The sequence below is a fragment of the Brasilonema sennae CENA114 genome (genome assembly GCF_006968745.1).
GTDB lineage: Bacteria > Cyanobacteriota > Cyanobacteriia > Cyanobacteriales > Nostocaceae > Brasilonema > Brasilonema sennae.
The window spans coordinates 2,668,904-2,684,934 of sequence record NZ_CP030118.1 but is presented as its reverse complement, the minus strand read 5'-3'; the positions used below and the strand labels follow the sequence as shown (position 1 = coordinate 2,684,934).

At 41.9% G+C, this 16,031-nt stretch carries 12 protein-coding genes and 1 pseudogene; 5 read left to right on the top strand and 8 right to left on the bottom strand.

The window, feature by feature from the left end; all coding sequences use genetic code 11:
- The first annotated feature begins 189 nt into the window (after positions 1-189).
- Together DP114_RS11515 and DP114_RS11510 are read left to right on the top strand one after the other, a co-directional pair.
- Entirely contained in the window at positions 190-504 is a 315-nt protein-coding gene (locus tag DP114_RS11515) for a YkvA family protein (protein ID WP_169264364.1), read from the top strand.
- 179 nt (positions 505-683) lie between these two features.
- On the top strand, positions 684-1,487 hold the full coding sequence (locus DP114_RS11510; RefSeq protein ID WP_171976131.1) for a sugar phosphate nucleotidyltransferase: 804 nt from the start codon (positions 684-686) through the stop codon (positions 1,485-1,487).
- Positions 1,488-1,511: 24 nt separating this feature from the next.
- Here the strand turns inward: DP114_RS11510 and DP114_RS11505 are convergent.
- The 8 genes and pseudogenes from DP114_RS11505 to DP114_RS11470 all read right to left on the bottom strand — a co-directional run bounded on the left by DP114_RS11505 (position 1,512) and on the right by DP114_RS11470 (position 10,999).
- A pseudogene (locus DP114_RS11505) lies at positions 1,512-2,383 on the bottom strand (Rpn family recombination-promoting nuclease/putative transposase).
- Between the two features lie 225 nt (positions 2,384-2,608).
- Entirely contained in the window at positions 2,609-4,384 is a 1,776-nt protein-coding gene (locus DP114_RS11500) for a DnaJ domain-containing protein (RefSeq protein WP_216669990.1), read from the bottom strand.
- Between the two features lie 52 nt (positions 4,385-4,436).
- Positions 4,437-4,760: a hypothetical protein gene (locus tag DP114_RS11495; RefSeq protein WP_211178372.1), complete on the bottom strand. Its 324-nt coding sequence runs from the start codon at positions 4,758-4,760 to the stop codon at positions 4,437-4,439.
- 87 nt (positions 4,761-4,847) lie between these two features.
- Positions 4,848-5,312 (bottom strand): hypothetical protein, encoded by a 465-nt coding sequence (locus DP114_RS11490; protein WP_171976130.1) that lies wholly within the window; start codon positions 5,310-5,312, stop codon positions 4,848-4,850.
- Positions 5,313-5,332: 20 nt separating this feature from the next.
- Entirely contained in the window at positions 5,333-5,710 is a 378-nt protein-coding gene (locus tag DP114_RS11485) for an HNH endonuclease (RefSeq protein WP_171976129.1), read from the bottom strand.
- On the bottom strand, positions 5,710-6,114 hold the full coding sequence (locus DP114_RS11480) for a hypothetical protein (RefSeq protein WP_216669989.1): 405 nt from the start codon (positions 6,112-6,114) through the stop codon (positions 5,710-5,712). Before DP114_RS11480 ends, DP114_RS11485 begins: the two co-directional genes overlap by 1 nt.
- A 377-nt stretch (positions 6,115-6,491) precedes the next feature.
- The gene (locus DP114_RS11475) at positions 6,492-7,037 is read right to left on the bottom strand and encodes a phosphate-starvation-inducible PsiE family protein (RefSeq protein ID WP_169264359.1); all 546 of its coding nucleotides are present in this window, start codon (positions 7,035-7,037) and stop codon (positions 6,492-6,494) included.
- Between the two features lie 746 nt (positions 7,038-7,783).
- Positions 7,784-10,999: a glycoside hydrolase family 15 protein gene (locus DP114_RS11470; protein WP_171976128.1), complete on the bottom strand. Its 3,216-nt coding sequence runs from the start codon at positions 10,997-10,999 to the stop codon at positions 7,784-7,786.
- Positions 11,000-12,619: 1,620 nt separating this feature from the next.
- Between DP114_RS11470 and mgtE the strand changes: the two genes are divergently transcribed.
- The 3 genes from mgtE to DP114_RS11455 all read left to right on the top strand — a co-directional run bounded on the left by mgtE (position 12,620) and on the right by DP114_RS11455 (position 15,782).
- Positions 12,620-13,975 carry a magnesium transporter gene (gene mgtE / locus DP114_RS11465; protein ID WP_169268269.1) on the top strand — a complete coding sequence of 452 codons (1,356 nt, stop codon included), beginning with the start codon at positions 12,620-12,622 and terminating at the stop codon, positions 13,973-13,975.
- A 540-nt stretch (positions 13,976-14,515) separates the two neighbouring features.
- The gene (locus DP114_RS11460) at positions 14,516-15,124 is read left to right on the top strand and encodes a hypothetical protein (RefSeq protein ID WP_169268268.1); all 609 of its coding nucleotides are present in this window, start codon (positions 14,516-14,518) and stop codon (positions 15,122-15,124) included.
- Positions 15,030-15,782, top strand: coding sequence for a GUN4 domain-containing protein (locus DP114_RS11455; protein WP_169268267.1), 753 nt, complete (start codon positions 15,030-15,032; stop codon positions 15,780-15,782). The genes DP114_RS11460 and DP114_RS11455 overlap by 95 nt, the downstream gene beginning before the upstream one ends.
- Positions 15,783-16,031 lie beyond the last annotated feature (249 nt).

Sequence of the window (16,031 nt, the reverse complement as noted above, 5' to 3'; positions counted from 1 at the left end):
TACAATTGTCCTGAAGCACCGATTATTTTAGAGATTAAAGCACAACTATCATAATTGTTTACCATTCAAGAGTTGAGATGAGTGCAATAACTTACGAGTAGCATCTTCCAGACCAAGTAGGGCGGTTATTCCCACAGGAAGTGTAGGTCATTATTTGCCAAAATTAAAGGTAACTGAAGGTAAAAATCTATGAATCCGATCCAATCACTTTATACTTGGTACCGCAATGTACTTCGTAACCCTAAGTACCGCTGGTGGGTAATTTTAGGAACACTGCTTTATTTTGTCAGCCCAATTGATGTTGTTCCGGACTTCATTCCGATTGTAGGAGAAATTGATGATGTCTTTCTGATGACATTGCTAGTTACTGAGGTGTCTGGGCTAATGATTGAAGGCTTTAAAACGCGTAAAGGTCAGGTTGACCCTCAAGCCACTAATACTACTACCCAGGATTCTACCTCCAGCGCGAATACAATTGATGTGGATGCTGTTTCTGTTAAGTAGTATTTCTAACATTATAAAACCTAACAACCCCCTCCTTTTTGTTTGTCGCTGCTGACAAATGCACTTTTTAGGAAGGGGGATATTTTTTTATTTAGTCATTAGTTATTCATCTGATAAGTAGTTAAAATATATACCAAATATAGCAGAGAGAATTTTTAATTATTTATTTTTCATTACCTATGACAAAACGCCAAATCATCGGACTGCTACCTGCTGGTGGACAAGCAACCCGGATTTCTCCTTTACCACTTAGCAAAGAGTTATATCCGATTGGTTTTCAAGATTTTGGTGTTAAATCTAACTGGCGTCCGAAGGTTGTTTCTCAATATCTGCTAGAAAAAATGCAACTAGCAGGCATTGATAAAGCATATTTTATACTTCGTTCTGGAAAGTGGGATATACCAGCATATTTTGGAGATGGCACGATGCTTTCCATGAGTTTGGGCTATCTCATTATGGGCTTGTCTTATGGTGTGCCTTTCACCTTAGATCAGGCTTATCCTTTTGTCCAAGATGCGATCATAGCCTTGGGTTTTCCTGATATTTTATTTCAACCTAAAGATGCCTACGTACGAATCTTGACACGCCTTGAAGTTAGTAACGCTGATGTCGTCTTAGGATTATTCCCGACTGATAAACCTCACAAAGCAGGTATGGTTGACTTTGACGATCAAGGTAAAGTACGGCTGATAATTGAAAAACCTCCCCAGTCAGATTTGCGATACATGTGGGGTATTGCAGTTTGGACACCTGCTTTCACACTGTTTTTGCACGAGTATCTTATGACTCTTCCGGTAAATAGTAACCTATCGCTGCAACCAGAAATACCGATTGGCGATGTGATTCAAGCTGCGATTAATAAAGGTTTTCACGTGGAAGCAGAAGTATTTGCCGATGGTACTTACCTTGATATTGGTACACCAGATGATTTAGTGCGGGCTGTGCGGCAATTTGCTGCTTTGGTTGGTGAGGAAGGTGAGTAAAGGCGATGGCGTCATCTGGGTATGTCAGATGAGTTGCCGTAATTCATCTAGAGTATTTACCGTTAGGATAGCTCGTTGAATTGCTTTTAATCGCTGTAAATTGGAAATTCGAGCGATTTCTGGCATCAACTGTAACCCTTCAGTGCCAAATTTTACTTCCAAACCCATTTCAATACTCGACAGCTTCTCCTCTCGCCGTCCTCGTTCCTCACCTCGTGCTTCTCCTCGTGCTTCTCCTTCTCTCAAAATTTGCTGATACCAGGGAGATTCGTTTAACACTGCCATATCCCACCTCATGATTTGCTGAACTAATGCACTGTCTAATACGAAGCTAGCAAAAAATGCTAGAACGGTTTCTAACTGATTCAATTGCTCGTCTGCGCGGAGAATTTGCAAAGCTTGTTGTATGGTGGTTTCTTCGGCGCCTCCCTTGAGGATTGGTACAAAGGGAAGCAAAGATAGCACGGGTTGTTGAAAAGCTATTTCCACATCGACTTCCCAAAGATTTATTACGCGGTAGTCTTGACGCACTTGTAAACCTGCAAACTCTGACTCATAGCGCGTGGGAATTTCGATATCACCTTCTTTGTCTTTAAGGATATTGATAAGTACGGGGTAGGTAGGCAAATCAAATTTCTCGCTAGTGCAGCGTATGCTCGCATTCGCTTAGGCATTTCCGGTTTGTAGCGTAATTGTAACTCGTTGAGTACGAGAAATTGCCCATATTGAGGACTTTGAGCGCGGATTAATACGTCACTCTCGCGGCTAATCCATTGGAATTCGGAGTTGAGAACTTCTTGGGCTGTAATGTCGGGAAGTTGCGTTACCCATTTCACCCAGTTATCGGGTGCGAGGCTGATTAATTTTTTGGTGCTGATGTCAGCGGATTTTGGCATGAGGGAGTTGATGCGCGGTTGTGGCGATGACTCATTTTAGTAGGTTATGGGTAAAAAGGCGATCTGCCGAACGCGAGTGCGTGCGCTTTGCGCGTGAGGCAAGCGAAGCTATCGCCTACCCATTAAGCATCCGATTACCCTCACTCCGGAACGGTGGAGAACTCTTTCAACCCCAATCTCTGCTTATTTTTTAGCAATATTGCTTATTGACAAATGCGTGTCACCTTAAACTATAAAAGTTTGACCGTTAATTTTTTGACGGTACTCTCTATAAGCCTGATTAATTGCTTGGATTCCAGCTTTTGCATTGCTAGAAGTGTTGACATCAGGGTGATATAGCCTTGCTAATCTCAAATAAGCACGTTTTACATCTTTTGGATTGTCAGTTTTTTCTACACCTAAAACTTCCCACCATTCTCCAGATGGTACAAACTCAAGTATGGATTCATCACTGCCAAAGGTTTGACGCCAAATCTTGATTGTGCCGCTTTTTCCACCACTCACCAGTGTCTTGCCATCATAACTGAAGGCAACGGGACTGCATCCAGAAAGAGTTTGTAGTAGTTGCCCAGTTCGTAAATTCCAAATATTAATAATACCGTCTGTGCTGCTACTTGCAAGAGTTTGCCCATTTGGGTTTATCGCAACAGATACAACCGATGCTGAGTGTCCATTTAGAGTTTTGAGCAATTCTCTAGTGTGGAGATTCCACAGTTTGATGGTAGTGTCTGTACTACCACTAATTAGAGTTTGACTGTCAGGACTGATGGCAACTGTATTCACTGCTCCTGAATGTCCTCTGAGAATATAAGCCTGCCCCCAATTTTTTAAATCCCAAATTCTGATAGTTTTATCAGCGCTTCCACTGGCAAGAATTTTGCCATTAGGACTAAAAGCAACAGACAAAACAGCGTAGTCGTGTCCATTCAAGGTACATTTTACTTCTCCTGTGTATCGTCCCCAAATTCTGATAGTCTTATCAGCACTACCACTTGCTAGAATTTTTCCGTCAGGGTTGAAGGCTACTGAGTAAACAAAGCCAGTATGACTGTAGGGAGAGTTCAAATAGAAGAGTGTACGGGAAAATTTTTTTGTGTCTAAATACCAACTGCTGATTTTGCGAGCAACACTCCCACTGACAAGTGTCTTACTATCGGAGGTGATAGCAACAGATAAAACTGCCTCTTCTTGCCCAGCTAAAGTGTAAAGCCATTTTCCTGTTTTTAAGTTCCACAGACGAACTGTTGTGTCATTGCTTCCACTAGCTAGGGTTTGGCTGTCGGGAGTGATGGCGATCGCATTCACTGCGGCTGTGTGTCCCCTAAGAGTCTGCACACATTTCCAAGTTTCAGGTGATGCTCCTTTGAGGGAGACAACTTCTGTTTCAATGTTAGGAGGAGAAGTTTGAGCTTTTTTGTGTAATTCTGTCTTGAGCATCTGTAACTCATCCTCAACTTCCAGAGCGGCAAATTTTTGGTTGAGATCTTCACCAGTCAAAAATGCCTCTAACTCCATCAACGCGTCTAACTCGAACACAGCAGAATAAGTTTCCATCTGCAAGATTTTCTCTTCCATTCTGTCGAAAACCTGTGGTGGTGTTTCTCTTGTTCTGGTTTCGTCTAGCAACTTGGCAATACCGTAGGCGGCGAGTCCAAACACAGCACCAATTCCTGCCATAGGAACTGTGCCAATTCCAAAAGCTAAACCTATTTTGGGTGCGACTAATCCCATACCACCGACAACGCTAGAAACACCAGCACCGCCTATTGCACCAATCCCTATTGCACCATAAGCAGCTGCATCTCCCTCTGCTCTTCCCTTGAAAACACCATAAGCAGCAGCACCAACGACAGCGCCAGCACCAACTACAGGAACTGTGCCAATTCCAACTGCCCCAAATCCTCCGGCTAATCCCATCCCGCCTACTGTTGCAGAAATACCAGCACCTGCTATAGTTCCTCCTGCAATAAATGCTGCACCAGTTTTGGAGTTGTGTGTCACTTATTTTTGTCCTCTGTAATTTCAGTTACCTAAGCTACTCACACCCCATAGCTCACAAAGGAGGTAGTAAACCCGGATTGGGTATTACTGCCTGCATAGCTGCTTGTTTAGCTGCGTAAAAAGCTGCTTCAGCACATTTGTCAATAAAATCAAATTCCGGCTTAGAAGCATGAAAAGGCTTGATACCAAGTACTTCTACTTTGTATTTTTGTTCAAGCTTCAAACCATCTGGTATGCAAATGAAACCCATCTCTGAAGCATCGACATTCTTGATCCAGAATTCGTCGCAAAAAATTGCAGGTCTGTCATAGAGAGCTACTTTTAACTTGCCAGATTCGCTGCTGATGTAGAATTTTATTTCGTGTACGTAAGCCATGTTTTTCCTTATCCAAGTTGTTATATTACTTTGTTTCCACACTTAACCAATGATTTGTGTTTTTTAACTATTTTTTTCAACTCGTTATCAAACTTCTTCCATATTGATAAGAAAGAATAAACTAGAATTGGTATTTCTTTCTATTAGCATAGCTATCCGATTGTTAGTTCCAAATAGTTGAGATGCTAAATTAATTCCTAAAATATGAATATTCAGGGTTGGTCTGATGACGAGATAAACTGTATCCTTACTTCTTACTTCTGGTGCTTTACATATTTCGATTTCTAGAGAAGGATATATAAACGATGGTATTTTTTGGAAAACTGTCTGAAACCAGGAAATTAGCTGTTTTTTATCCTGGTTCACATAAGAGCTACTATAATAATTGTCAGAGATTAAGCTTTGAAGTCTTTGTACGTCTTTGGAGTCAATTGATTTTTTGAAATCTCTAAAAAATAGTAAAATATCTCTTTCTAAACCATAAGGATTCCATCTGGTTTCATGTACTTCACGAAATAAGTTAATTCCTGCTTGAAAAACATCAAATAACATAATATTAATTTTACTCAGTCTTACTTTTTCAAGAAACGCGCTCCTTTCCCACGATTGCAATCTGTACACAACGTTTGCAAATTGTTGAGGTCATTACTACCACCTTTGGAAAAAGGTACAATATGATCAACTTCTAATTGCACTTGCTGACTACTGCGACCACAAAAAACGCACTTATAACCGTCTTTGTGTAAAACCGACACACGAACTGATGCAGGAATGTGGCGGGAGCGTTTACTACTATCTTGCTTTGACTTAGTTCGGGATTTGGTAGCAGCAGACTTTTTCACCTTTGGCTTTTTAGATTTATCAGCCTTTTCACTGTTAGCCTGATGAATCAAATCCCGAATAACACCACGCACTAATTTTTGGACAGGATTGAGGGACTGTCTTGTCATTACTTATCAAACAGCTTTTTCAAACCATAAGCAGCTAGTCCAACTACTGCACCAGCTGCTACAACCGGCGCAGCACCAATAGCGACAGCAGTTCCTCCAACTGCTAAACCCATACCTCCAACCACAGCAGAAACTCCGACTCCAACTGCTGCTCCTCCTGCGACTGCACCTATAGCTGTGGCGTCTCCCTCTTCTATTGCCTTCTTAGCCCCATAAGCAGCGGTGCCAATAACTGCACCAGCAGCAGTCACAGGAGCCATGCCGATTGCTACGCCTCCAAAACCTCCAACTAATCCCATACCGCCAACGATTGCGGATACACTAACACCAGCTATAGTTCCTCCAGCTACTAATGCTGTACCTTCTACTTTATCTTTCAGTTCTTCGTTATGATTATCTGTCATTATTTGACTTACGTATGCTTAAGTATATTACATCTAACCTAAACAACTAAATTGTTACTGTCCAGGAATAATCAATAAAATATTGTCTAATCTTCTTAAAGTTTGTTTAAAGCCCTCCACTGCTGGGGATTGCAACCCGTTATGGATGAAACCAACACTTTCCTCACTCCCTCACCCAAGAGTGTTTATTCAGAATTTAAAAGTACTATTTGTTACGCTTTCACCAAGTTTGGCATAGATGAATTTGAAAATTCCAGACATACCTTGCAGTATAGTCTGGAATTATGTCAACTTATTTACAAGAAACTCTAACAACAATCACCGTGAGCATCCATTTTTAGGTAGACAAGAAAATGAAATAAAAATAGCTTCTACCTCTAAACAATCTCCTCATATTGAGTTGAATGTGACATTTTATTCCCGTTTTCCTGTTCCTCATCATCACTGTGGTTAAGAGCGCTATGGTTAGTCTTACTAATCATGTAATCCATGTGTGGTGTCTTAGCACAAACTAGCAGTAGCGCAGCCAGAATCAACAGTAAACCACAAATTGATGCAGCCTGAACCCAAGTAATTTCCAGTGCTCCGTGAACAATGACTTCTCGTAGTACAGATACTATTGACACCTCCACTGCTACTCCTACAGCAATGCTATGCTCCTGCAAGTAAACCATTAGAAGTCGGAATAATTCGACCAAAATCAACAAAAATAGTATTTTTGCAGTCACTTGTTGATGATTTAATGGCACTGTAAGCTGGGTAAATATCTCCCACAGTTGCATAACCATGTAGGCAAACAAACTCAAACACAGGACAATCACAATTAAGTCTTGGAAAGCCTCCATGTTGCGAACAATTCGTTGTCTGTCAATCCAGCGATTGTGAAATAAATATTGACTCTTCTGGCGCTTTTTTTTTTGCATTTTCATTTCCACCGGCACAACTACAGAGCAAATTAGTCAGTCCACCTAATGTTATTAACAAGAACTAGAGTTTTTTTGAGAATTCTATGAGTGGCAAGCTTTGAACAAAAATTATTTACGATTGCTTGCAAAATATTCCCAAACGATCTTTTTCGTAATTTTCTTACCTAAAGAAAATTACGAAAAGCTTTCAAAATGTAGCTGGCACAATCTCAGAACAGGATGTTTGAGAAGTATTGTTGTCAACAAATACACCATTTAGATTTCCCTTTACCTCCCAACCGCATCCGGAAACATCCTAAATGCAGTGCGAGCCGGAAAGCTCGTGTACTAATGCGAGTTTTCCGGCTCGCATTAGGTTCACAAGATTAGAATGCTCTCAAGGCACCGAGGATTTAGGGAACTCGCCGATAAATCTTGGTACAAGACGACACTTTCCAAACATCCTTACAGAGGTGTGGTACAAGAAACACTTTTTATATTTTATGAGAGATTATTTGATACCAAAACTTGGGTTTAATCCCCCTTAATGTTATAGCTTGCGCAGGTGCATTTGGTCAGTGTAGCTGAGGTAGTATGTTTCACAATTGCCCTGCAAGGCGTAAAGTATTCTGGAGTAAATCCAATTGTTCTATTGTTAGTTGATTCATATTTTTGTTTCTATCTCGGAGAGTCTTTAATTCACAGCTTTTGCTTTAAAAAGGTGCGTTAACGCAGCGGTAACGCACCCTATACCCACTTCAGACTTAAGCTGCTATATTTTGCCCAAACTCTATCAAGAAGCGGAACGCTTTCAGAATATAGCTAGCACACTCTTTTGGAGAGGTGTTGTAGAATGATCGCCATGCATTGGCTTTATCTTCATCATAGCGATCGCCCCTTTTCGGATGACTCTCTAACCATGCTAATCGCACGGCGTGACCGATTAACACATCCAACACGATATATTCTTCAATTTGTAAGTTGGGGTTGTTGGATGCAACTGCTGCTAATTCCGTCAACGCCTCAATATTAACTTGTCGGTATTCGGGAGCCTCTATTTTATTTAGCAAATGCTCTACTTGCAAGGCAAAATTCTTTTCTCCTGCTGTCATTTCTGACAAAATGACTTCGCTATCCAAACGGTTGCGGCGTTCTAGCTTATCGCCAATCACCAACCCTTTGCAATGTTCCATCACTAGCCAAACCTGCTTGAAAAAGTCTTTTGGAACACGTCCTGTTGCTCCCTCAGCTTGGCGGAACCGTCGCCAACCGCCGGATGGTACATCTATTTCATCTCCTGAAGCTGGTACCACGATCCAATCTATGTCACTTTCTTTTTGTTTGAGGTGCAGAGATTCTTGCTGACGTAATAGCTGACTCAAGTTGACGTATTCAAATAATACCTGACGTACTCGTGTTTGAACTTCCGAAGGTGACAGTTGCATAAGGTGTTCATAAGCCTCATCCTGAGTAAGGTTTAACTCTTGCACCAGTTCGCTGGTAATCAACAGAATCATGTAACCAATTCTGAGGGTGAGTAGTCCTTTAAACAGTTCTGGTTCTGTCTTGATTAAAGCACTCAGATAAATCAGAACTTCTTGAGTCAGAACGCGATCGCTTATATCTTCCCGACAATAGTCATTTATTTTCTCAACAATTTCGCTGTGCGACAGAGGAATAGTGATGAGTGAATCTTCGCTGTAAGACTTACCCACAGCAACTTGCTTACCCCGCACCACAATACTTGTGACTACGTCCGACAAGCCGATATCGCTCATTTGTCGCAACCCTGCAGCACGACGCACAACTGCCCAAATGCCGGAATCGCCTGCTTTAGTGTAAACTTCATCCAGCAAATCTGCCACAGTTACGGGATTTTCTGCTCCGCCAAAGCCTGTATCAAATTCTAACCCTTCCAAACGAACCAAAGTCTGCAATAATTCTATTTGCTCGTAGAGATTTTCCGATGAACGTAAAGAGGAGAGCAACAATTTTAAGGTTGTTTCGCACTCCATTTTAAATTCTTGAGTATGTTTTAAGGGCCAATTTCCTTCTGGATTGTAAATTAGATACGAGCAGCGAGGCGCAGTATCTTTGATGGAAGATAGAGAATATTCAAAATCATCTTGAAGAAAATCAATCCGTTGTGTTCCAGCAGTCAACATCAACTGATTAAGACGCCCCAATTTTACCCGTACACCGTTACAAATGCCGTTATTTAGTTCTTGCATCAGAGCAAGTAATGCCTCACTACCTGTTTCCAACATGGTATGAGTCAACATTAAAGTCAGGATAGGACGCCCTAAATCAATCCAATATTTTTGGATATAAGCAAGTTCACTTCTAATTTGATAAACCAGAAAATGGTAATCAAGAGTTAAGTAAAACACTTGAGAGTCCAAAACCGAGGGCAGAAAAACAACTGTCTCCCCACGAATACGAAAAATCTTAGATGTTGTGAGACTTCTCAAACGTCGCACTGGACGTCCTGTTAAACCAAGTTTATCGTTGCGTCCAACTTGGGTATAAATAGCTGAAAGATCCTCTGCGAGTCGAACCTGAATTGGTTCGACTTGTTTGGGTGTTTGTGTCTCAATTCCATGAACTGCCAGTTTGGCTTGTAAATCTTCATCTTCTGCAAGTAAAGCGATTTGTACGACAGCTTGCTGGTTTTTTCCTACGCATAAATATCTTCCCAAAGGGTCAATATCTCCAACTGCTATCAATCCTTCACTTAACATTTGACCTAGAAAATACAAACTCTGCGCCCATACGAGCGGAACATTTTCGTTAGGTAAACGTGGCTGAGTTTGAGGTGCTAACTTCTCTGCCTCTATAGATTCTTCTGGGAGATAATAAAGTTCTGGAACTAGATGCAAACCATCACGCTCAATCAATAAAGATTCTAAACGCTCTTGGTAATGTTTCACTTGTTCTTGTTCGCCACGAAACAAACCATCTAGAAATAAATAGGTGAAAAATAAAGGCCATTCACACTCAATTTGCTCGAATTGTTTGAGTTCTAATGGTTCGTAGTGTAAGCGGTTTTTGTCTTCTAAAACTGTTTGGTGTCCATCACGCAGGAAGCGCTTGCAGCCGTATTTTCCTTCGAGTTTATTGATAATATCGTTGTGGGTACGTTCCCGCAGATCTACATCTTCTACAGCAAATGCTGGAAAACCAATAACGCTCAACAACGCGGCATCGATTTCTTTTGAAGACGATTCTCTAGGTAATAGAGATTCTAGCGTAATCCTGGCACGAGCGATTTCATCTGGCAGCGCATGAATCACCGATGCTTGACAACCGTGTACACCAAATAAATCCAAACCATTAATCGCTTCCAATGCAGCTTTTGCCATACCTACAGAACTGGCATTCAATTCTGCATTGCCATGATTAATTTTATTACCTCGTTCCCAAATACCGAAATCTGGAGTACGATACGCCCGTCCAATATAGTAAACTAAATTTTGGACGAAATTCACTTCATCAAATGTGTAAATGATCTGCAATCCTGAAGCAGTCATTTGCGCCAATATCAGAATAAATATTGATGTGGCATCTAATTGCAAATGTCCCCATTCGTCATCACCAACAACAATATCACCCGTAGCAGTGTTGTACTTAGCGTGTAAAGCATCCAACGAAGATTGAGTGTGCTTGAATTGCTCTAATTTAGCGCTTTGGCGCATCATAGCAAATAACAAACCCCGCATCAACTTAACGACGCTATGTTCTAGCTCATATGTGCGTCCCTTGTCATCATCAACTTTCCGGTAGGCGATCGCCAACCCCCAAACTGCCAGAATGCTGTAAACGTTATCACGTACCCAAGCATCAGTGTAATCTCCGTGGGCAGTTATCGCTGTGCTTGCTGGTAGCAAACCTGTAATTGGGTTTTGACGGGTAAGGATAATTGTCTTGATTTGCTGATAATAACATTCAAGACGAGCTTGTAGTTGAGTGGCTGTTTTCATAGTTAATTTGTTACGTTGTTTCACCGAATGCAACCCTGAGATCGTGAAGTAAATTATGTCAGCAAAGCCAAAACTACCTTTGTAGTAGGCACTTGTTTTGTGGATCGAAATGAGAAATGAATTGTCGTCTCCTGTCAAGATACAAGTTAGCTTCTCCATTTTTAGAGAAAGATACTCGAAATGTCAAATTTTTTCAAATATTTATCAGCTATTAGACGACTTTCTCTTGTTCTGAAAATTAGTTTTATTAATACTCCATAAGAATAAACTTCTACATAAGGGTCATAGACACGTAGGAAATCGCTAGAAAAATTGTAGTTTTTCAAAACATAAAACAGATATCTAATTATCATTTTTTTAGAAGGAGTTAATATCTGTTTATACCTGAAAAGCAAAATAATTCTCAATTACTAAAAGTTGTTTATTCCCAAGTCAAAGTCAACTGCACGACTGAATTGATACCAGTGGAGTTATAGCAGTTCTCGTTTGCATGAAGTACATTTTTCAACCTCACCACGCCAGGTGCCTCAAGTCGGGGGACCCGCCCACGGTGAGACAGCGCTGCAGGAGGTGAGACCAGTGCTGCGGGAGGGTCTCCCTCCGCAGGCATCTGGCGAACCCGAAGGGGTCTCCCGACAGAGGCGACTGCGTAAGCGCAAGCGCACGCTAAGAGCGTTCGCGTAAGCGTGTCCCTTTGGGACTTACGCGCAGCGTCTCCGTAGGAGATACGCGTAGCGTCTGGGCAGGAGATACCCGAAGGGCACTGGCTCCCCAACCCCTCTCCGAACTCCGGAGAGGGGAGCGTTTGCGGAAGCTTATGCGGGGTGAGGTGACGACTGTATTGCACCGAAGTGAGAACCGCTATACATGCCAATAGCTCATTTCAGCAAATTGTTGTATAAAAACTAAAATTTAGTATTCCTCATAGGATCATCTTCGCACAATCTTTGGTTGTAGGGGGCTACTTATAAATATCTATCACACAGGTTTTTATAGGCAATGCCCGCCCTAGAACACCGATTCAGTATTCATAATTGTGACTAAAAAACCCGGTTTTTTCCTGTTGAGTTAACGAAACTTCGGTCTTCCCAGTAACAGAAACCGGGTTTTTGGGATTAGTGAATCGGTGTTCTAAAATTTGTGCTCTTCTAATTATAAAATTGAGCGAAAAATGTAACAAAACATACAAAAAAAGAATGAATCTGGAAAAAGTACGCAAATGCAGTTTTTGCGATCACAGCCAAAAGTAAAAATTTTTGCCAGACAAATCATGTTATGAGTAGCCGACAGTAAATATTTTTACTTAAAAAAATTTCCATTAAAAGAAACTTGTACGCTTGACACAGACACTCAGAGTAGTAAAATCTACAGAAATCAATAGGCATCAGGGTGAGAAAAAATTCAACTCAAGTGGAATAGAACTTTCTTTTTCTGACTTTTGATATCTACCAGATTACACTGTTCCAGGTTAGGATTATTAATTAGCGATGCCATTGTATTGGTAATCGATGTTGAATTTCTGAGATTTTATGGACAAAAGTCCACAAGACGGCAGTACTAACCTCCTCTGATCTGGCGAGTTTGTCTCCCAGCGCGGGGGAGGCATTCGGAGGTTTTATCATGCTCTTAGAAGATGTTCGCAATTCGGCTTTTGACATTGGCGACTTAAACCAACTCAAGTTGGATTTGAATAGTACACAACCCGTAGATGTGGGAGAGTACATTACACAATTGCCCAAACAAGACAGGGCGATCGCATTCCGTTTACTCAATAAACATCAAGCTATTGATGTATTTGAATATCTGCCTGCGGAAGTACAGGAAGAAATCATAAATTCCTTGCATGATGTTCAAGTTGCACAAATCATCGAGGCGATGAGTCCGGATGAACGCGCAGAATTGTTTGATGAATTACCGGCTGGGGTTGTCAAACGTCTGTTGCAAGAACTAAGTCCAGAAGAACGGCAAGCAACAGCAACGATTCTCGGCTATGCTGAAGGCACCGCTGGACGCGTGATGACAACTGAATACGTGCGGTTGCGAGATGGGTTAACTGTTGGAGAGGCTTTAAGTAAAATCCGCCGTCAGGATGAAGACAAGGAGACGATTTACTATGCCTACGTCACAGACGATAACCGCACGCTGATGAGTGTTGTCTCCCTACGACAGCTACTGTTTACCTTTCCTGAGGTTTTGATCACAGATATCGCTAGCACTCGCGTCATCAAAGTCAGAACAGAAATGCCCCAGGAAGAAGTTGCCCAAATCATGAAGCGATACGACTTAATCGCTGTCCCTGTGGTTGATCGAGAAGAGAGACTGGTGGGTATTGTCACGATTGATGATGTGGTCGATATTTTGGAAGAAGAAGCCACAGAAGACATTCAAAAACTCGCAGGTGTGAGTGGCGGTGATGAACAGCCTTTTTCGTCTCCTTTGGTAACTCTTCGCAAGCGCTTACCGTGGCTGTTTGGAGTTATGTTGCTTTATATTGGGGCGTCTAGTGCGATCGCCCCCTTTCAGGAGACCATAAAAATGGTGCCAGTGCTGGCTGTGATTATGCCGCTTTTCTCCAACACAGGCGGTACTGTAGGCATTCAAACCTTAACTGTGACAATTCGTGGACTTGGTGTTGGAGAACTAACACCCCAGGATACTTTCAAAATTCTCCGTAAGGAACTTCAAGCAGGACTGGGTACAGCGGTAGCACTAGGACTGACTATGATTATGCTTTCCTTGATTTGGGCACCACCTCAAGAACGTTGGGTGTCGTTAGTTGCAGGAACAGTCATGGCAACAAATACTCTTGTGGCTGTCACTTTAGGAACTTTACTACCAATGGGCTTGAAGCGACTAAAACTTGATCCCGCTTTGGTGAGTGGACCTTTAGTGACAACAATGCTGGATGCCATTGGTTTTGTGATTTTCCTAACCCTGATTTCTACGGCTTTGCATATTTTCCACTTAAAAGCATGAGCTAGACAAATCGACAAAAGAGGATGCAAAGCATTTTCCTTGTCGAAGGAAAAACGTGGAAAAAACGCTTAACCGTATACACACCAGATCGCTATTTACCTCACCCTCGCTTTTAGCTACGCTAAAATCTTTCCCTCTCCTTGAAGGAGAGCCAGTGCGTTGCGGAGAGCAGCGCCTTGCGGAGCCAGTACTGCAGGAGGGTTTCCCTCACTTGGTATCTGGCGTTGGGGTTCCCCCAAAGTCTGTCGGGGGAAGCTTCCCCCGACGAGCTTTGACCGTTGTGGCGACTGCGGGGGGTTCCCCCCGTTGTAGCACCTGGCGTGAGGGATGCTCGATAGGGCAGGGTGAGGTTAAGCGGATGCGCGGTGTTATGATCAGCTTTTCTTGACTAGTGTTTCACCACAGGAACTTCGCCTGGTTTATCGCGCGATACGCACAAGCTAAAGCCTCCGGCTTATCGCTCACCCTGCAAACTAGCTTTGCGCAGCAGCTAAGCGTCGCATACACTGGTATCAACAGGCTTTCATCACCAAGCGTAAAATGCCAGAAAACTCGCAAGACCAGAACACTCCCCTGACGCTGGAGAATTTTTGGAATATTCTTAATTCCAAACCCGTTAGTTTAATAACTCCTGGAGGTTTGGTTGTAGTTGCAGTTCATTTCGCACTAAAATCAGAATTGCGAAATACTGGGCTTTGCTTGCTTGCAGCTGTTGCTGTTTGGTTTGTCATTAAAATTGGTAACAAAATCGCTCCACGCATTGACAAATTACTGGACTGGATATTAAACAACGCTGAAATTCTACTTCAGAATCTGTGGGCAAAGCTGACTTCTCACTTTGAAGGCAAATACTATGAACGACTGGAGTTTGACTGTCGAGAGTATGAAACTCAGGGAATCAATCAAGAAACTTTGCTACTGGAAAATCTCTTTGTTCCATTGAAAATAGCGCCGAAAACCGTTGGTGATATTTCTCAGAATATCATTCAGCAACCAGGGGTGAACCCACTGGAGCAGCAAGAGATTGGCAACCTTTTAGTACGCATGACGCGTGATGATATTAAGTCAAGCTGCTTTGAATTATGCAACAGTTCCTGTACTTACGCTTGCTTATCAATGCAAGAAAGAAGCGGAACAAATTTCTTCTGAAAGTGTGCGACAACAGCTAGAAAAGAAGTTTGAAGAAGGACTAAAGTCTGAGAAACTAGATGAATTTACCCTGGCGGCGGAAGTCAGACTTGCTTCTCGCCTAAATGAATTAAATCATGACTTGAGCCAGAGCAATCGTGAAATTGATACCAGTTACATCACTCATGCAGAATATCAACTCTTTTGGAATGAAACAAATTCTCCCACCAACTCTCCCACCACTCCTGCTAACAAAAGAGACGTTGAACAACCCATCACTAACATCAACTTTTGGGATGCTAATCGTTTTTGTGCTTGGCTTAGCTTAAGAACTCGTAAAGAATTGGGAGAACCGGGAATCTGCTATAAACCAGCGACACAGGCAGAAAAGCAACAACATCCCTGCGAAGAAGATAAAAAGTACGCTGATAAAGAAGGAATTCGGCTCATCCGGTTTCAAGTACCAACTCGCTACGCACAACTAGCTTACTACCTTGCAGCAGGTGAGTGGAAAGAAGCTGACGAGGAAACTAATAAAGTTATGCTTGAGGTGGCTGGGGGAGAAAAACAAGGTTACCTAGAATTAGAGGACATCCGACAATTTCCCTGTGAAGACTTGAGAATCATAGACAAATTGTGGGTAGAGTACAGTAACGGACACTTTAATGTTAGTATCTAGCAAATACATTAGATATTATCTGAATTATCAATTGAGTTTATCACTCTCCCTTTATAACTATGACGCTCTTTATCAATTTCAGCAAAAATTTCTATTAACTCAGGTTGCTCTTTCCAAACTCCGAACAATTGATTGAGTCTTTCTAATTTTTCCTCATCTGTTAGAGGCTTTTGAACTTCAACATGTTTAGTGGAAGAAGGTTCTAAATCAACAATAATTTATGCTCCATCTGGTATACTATCCACTGAG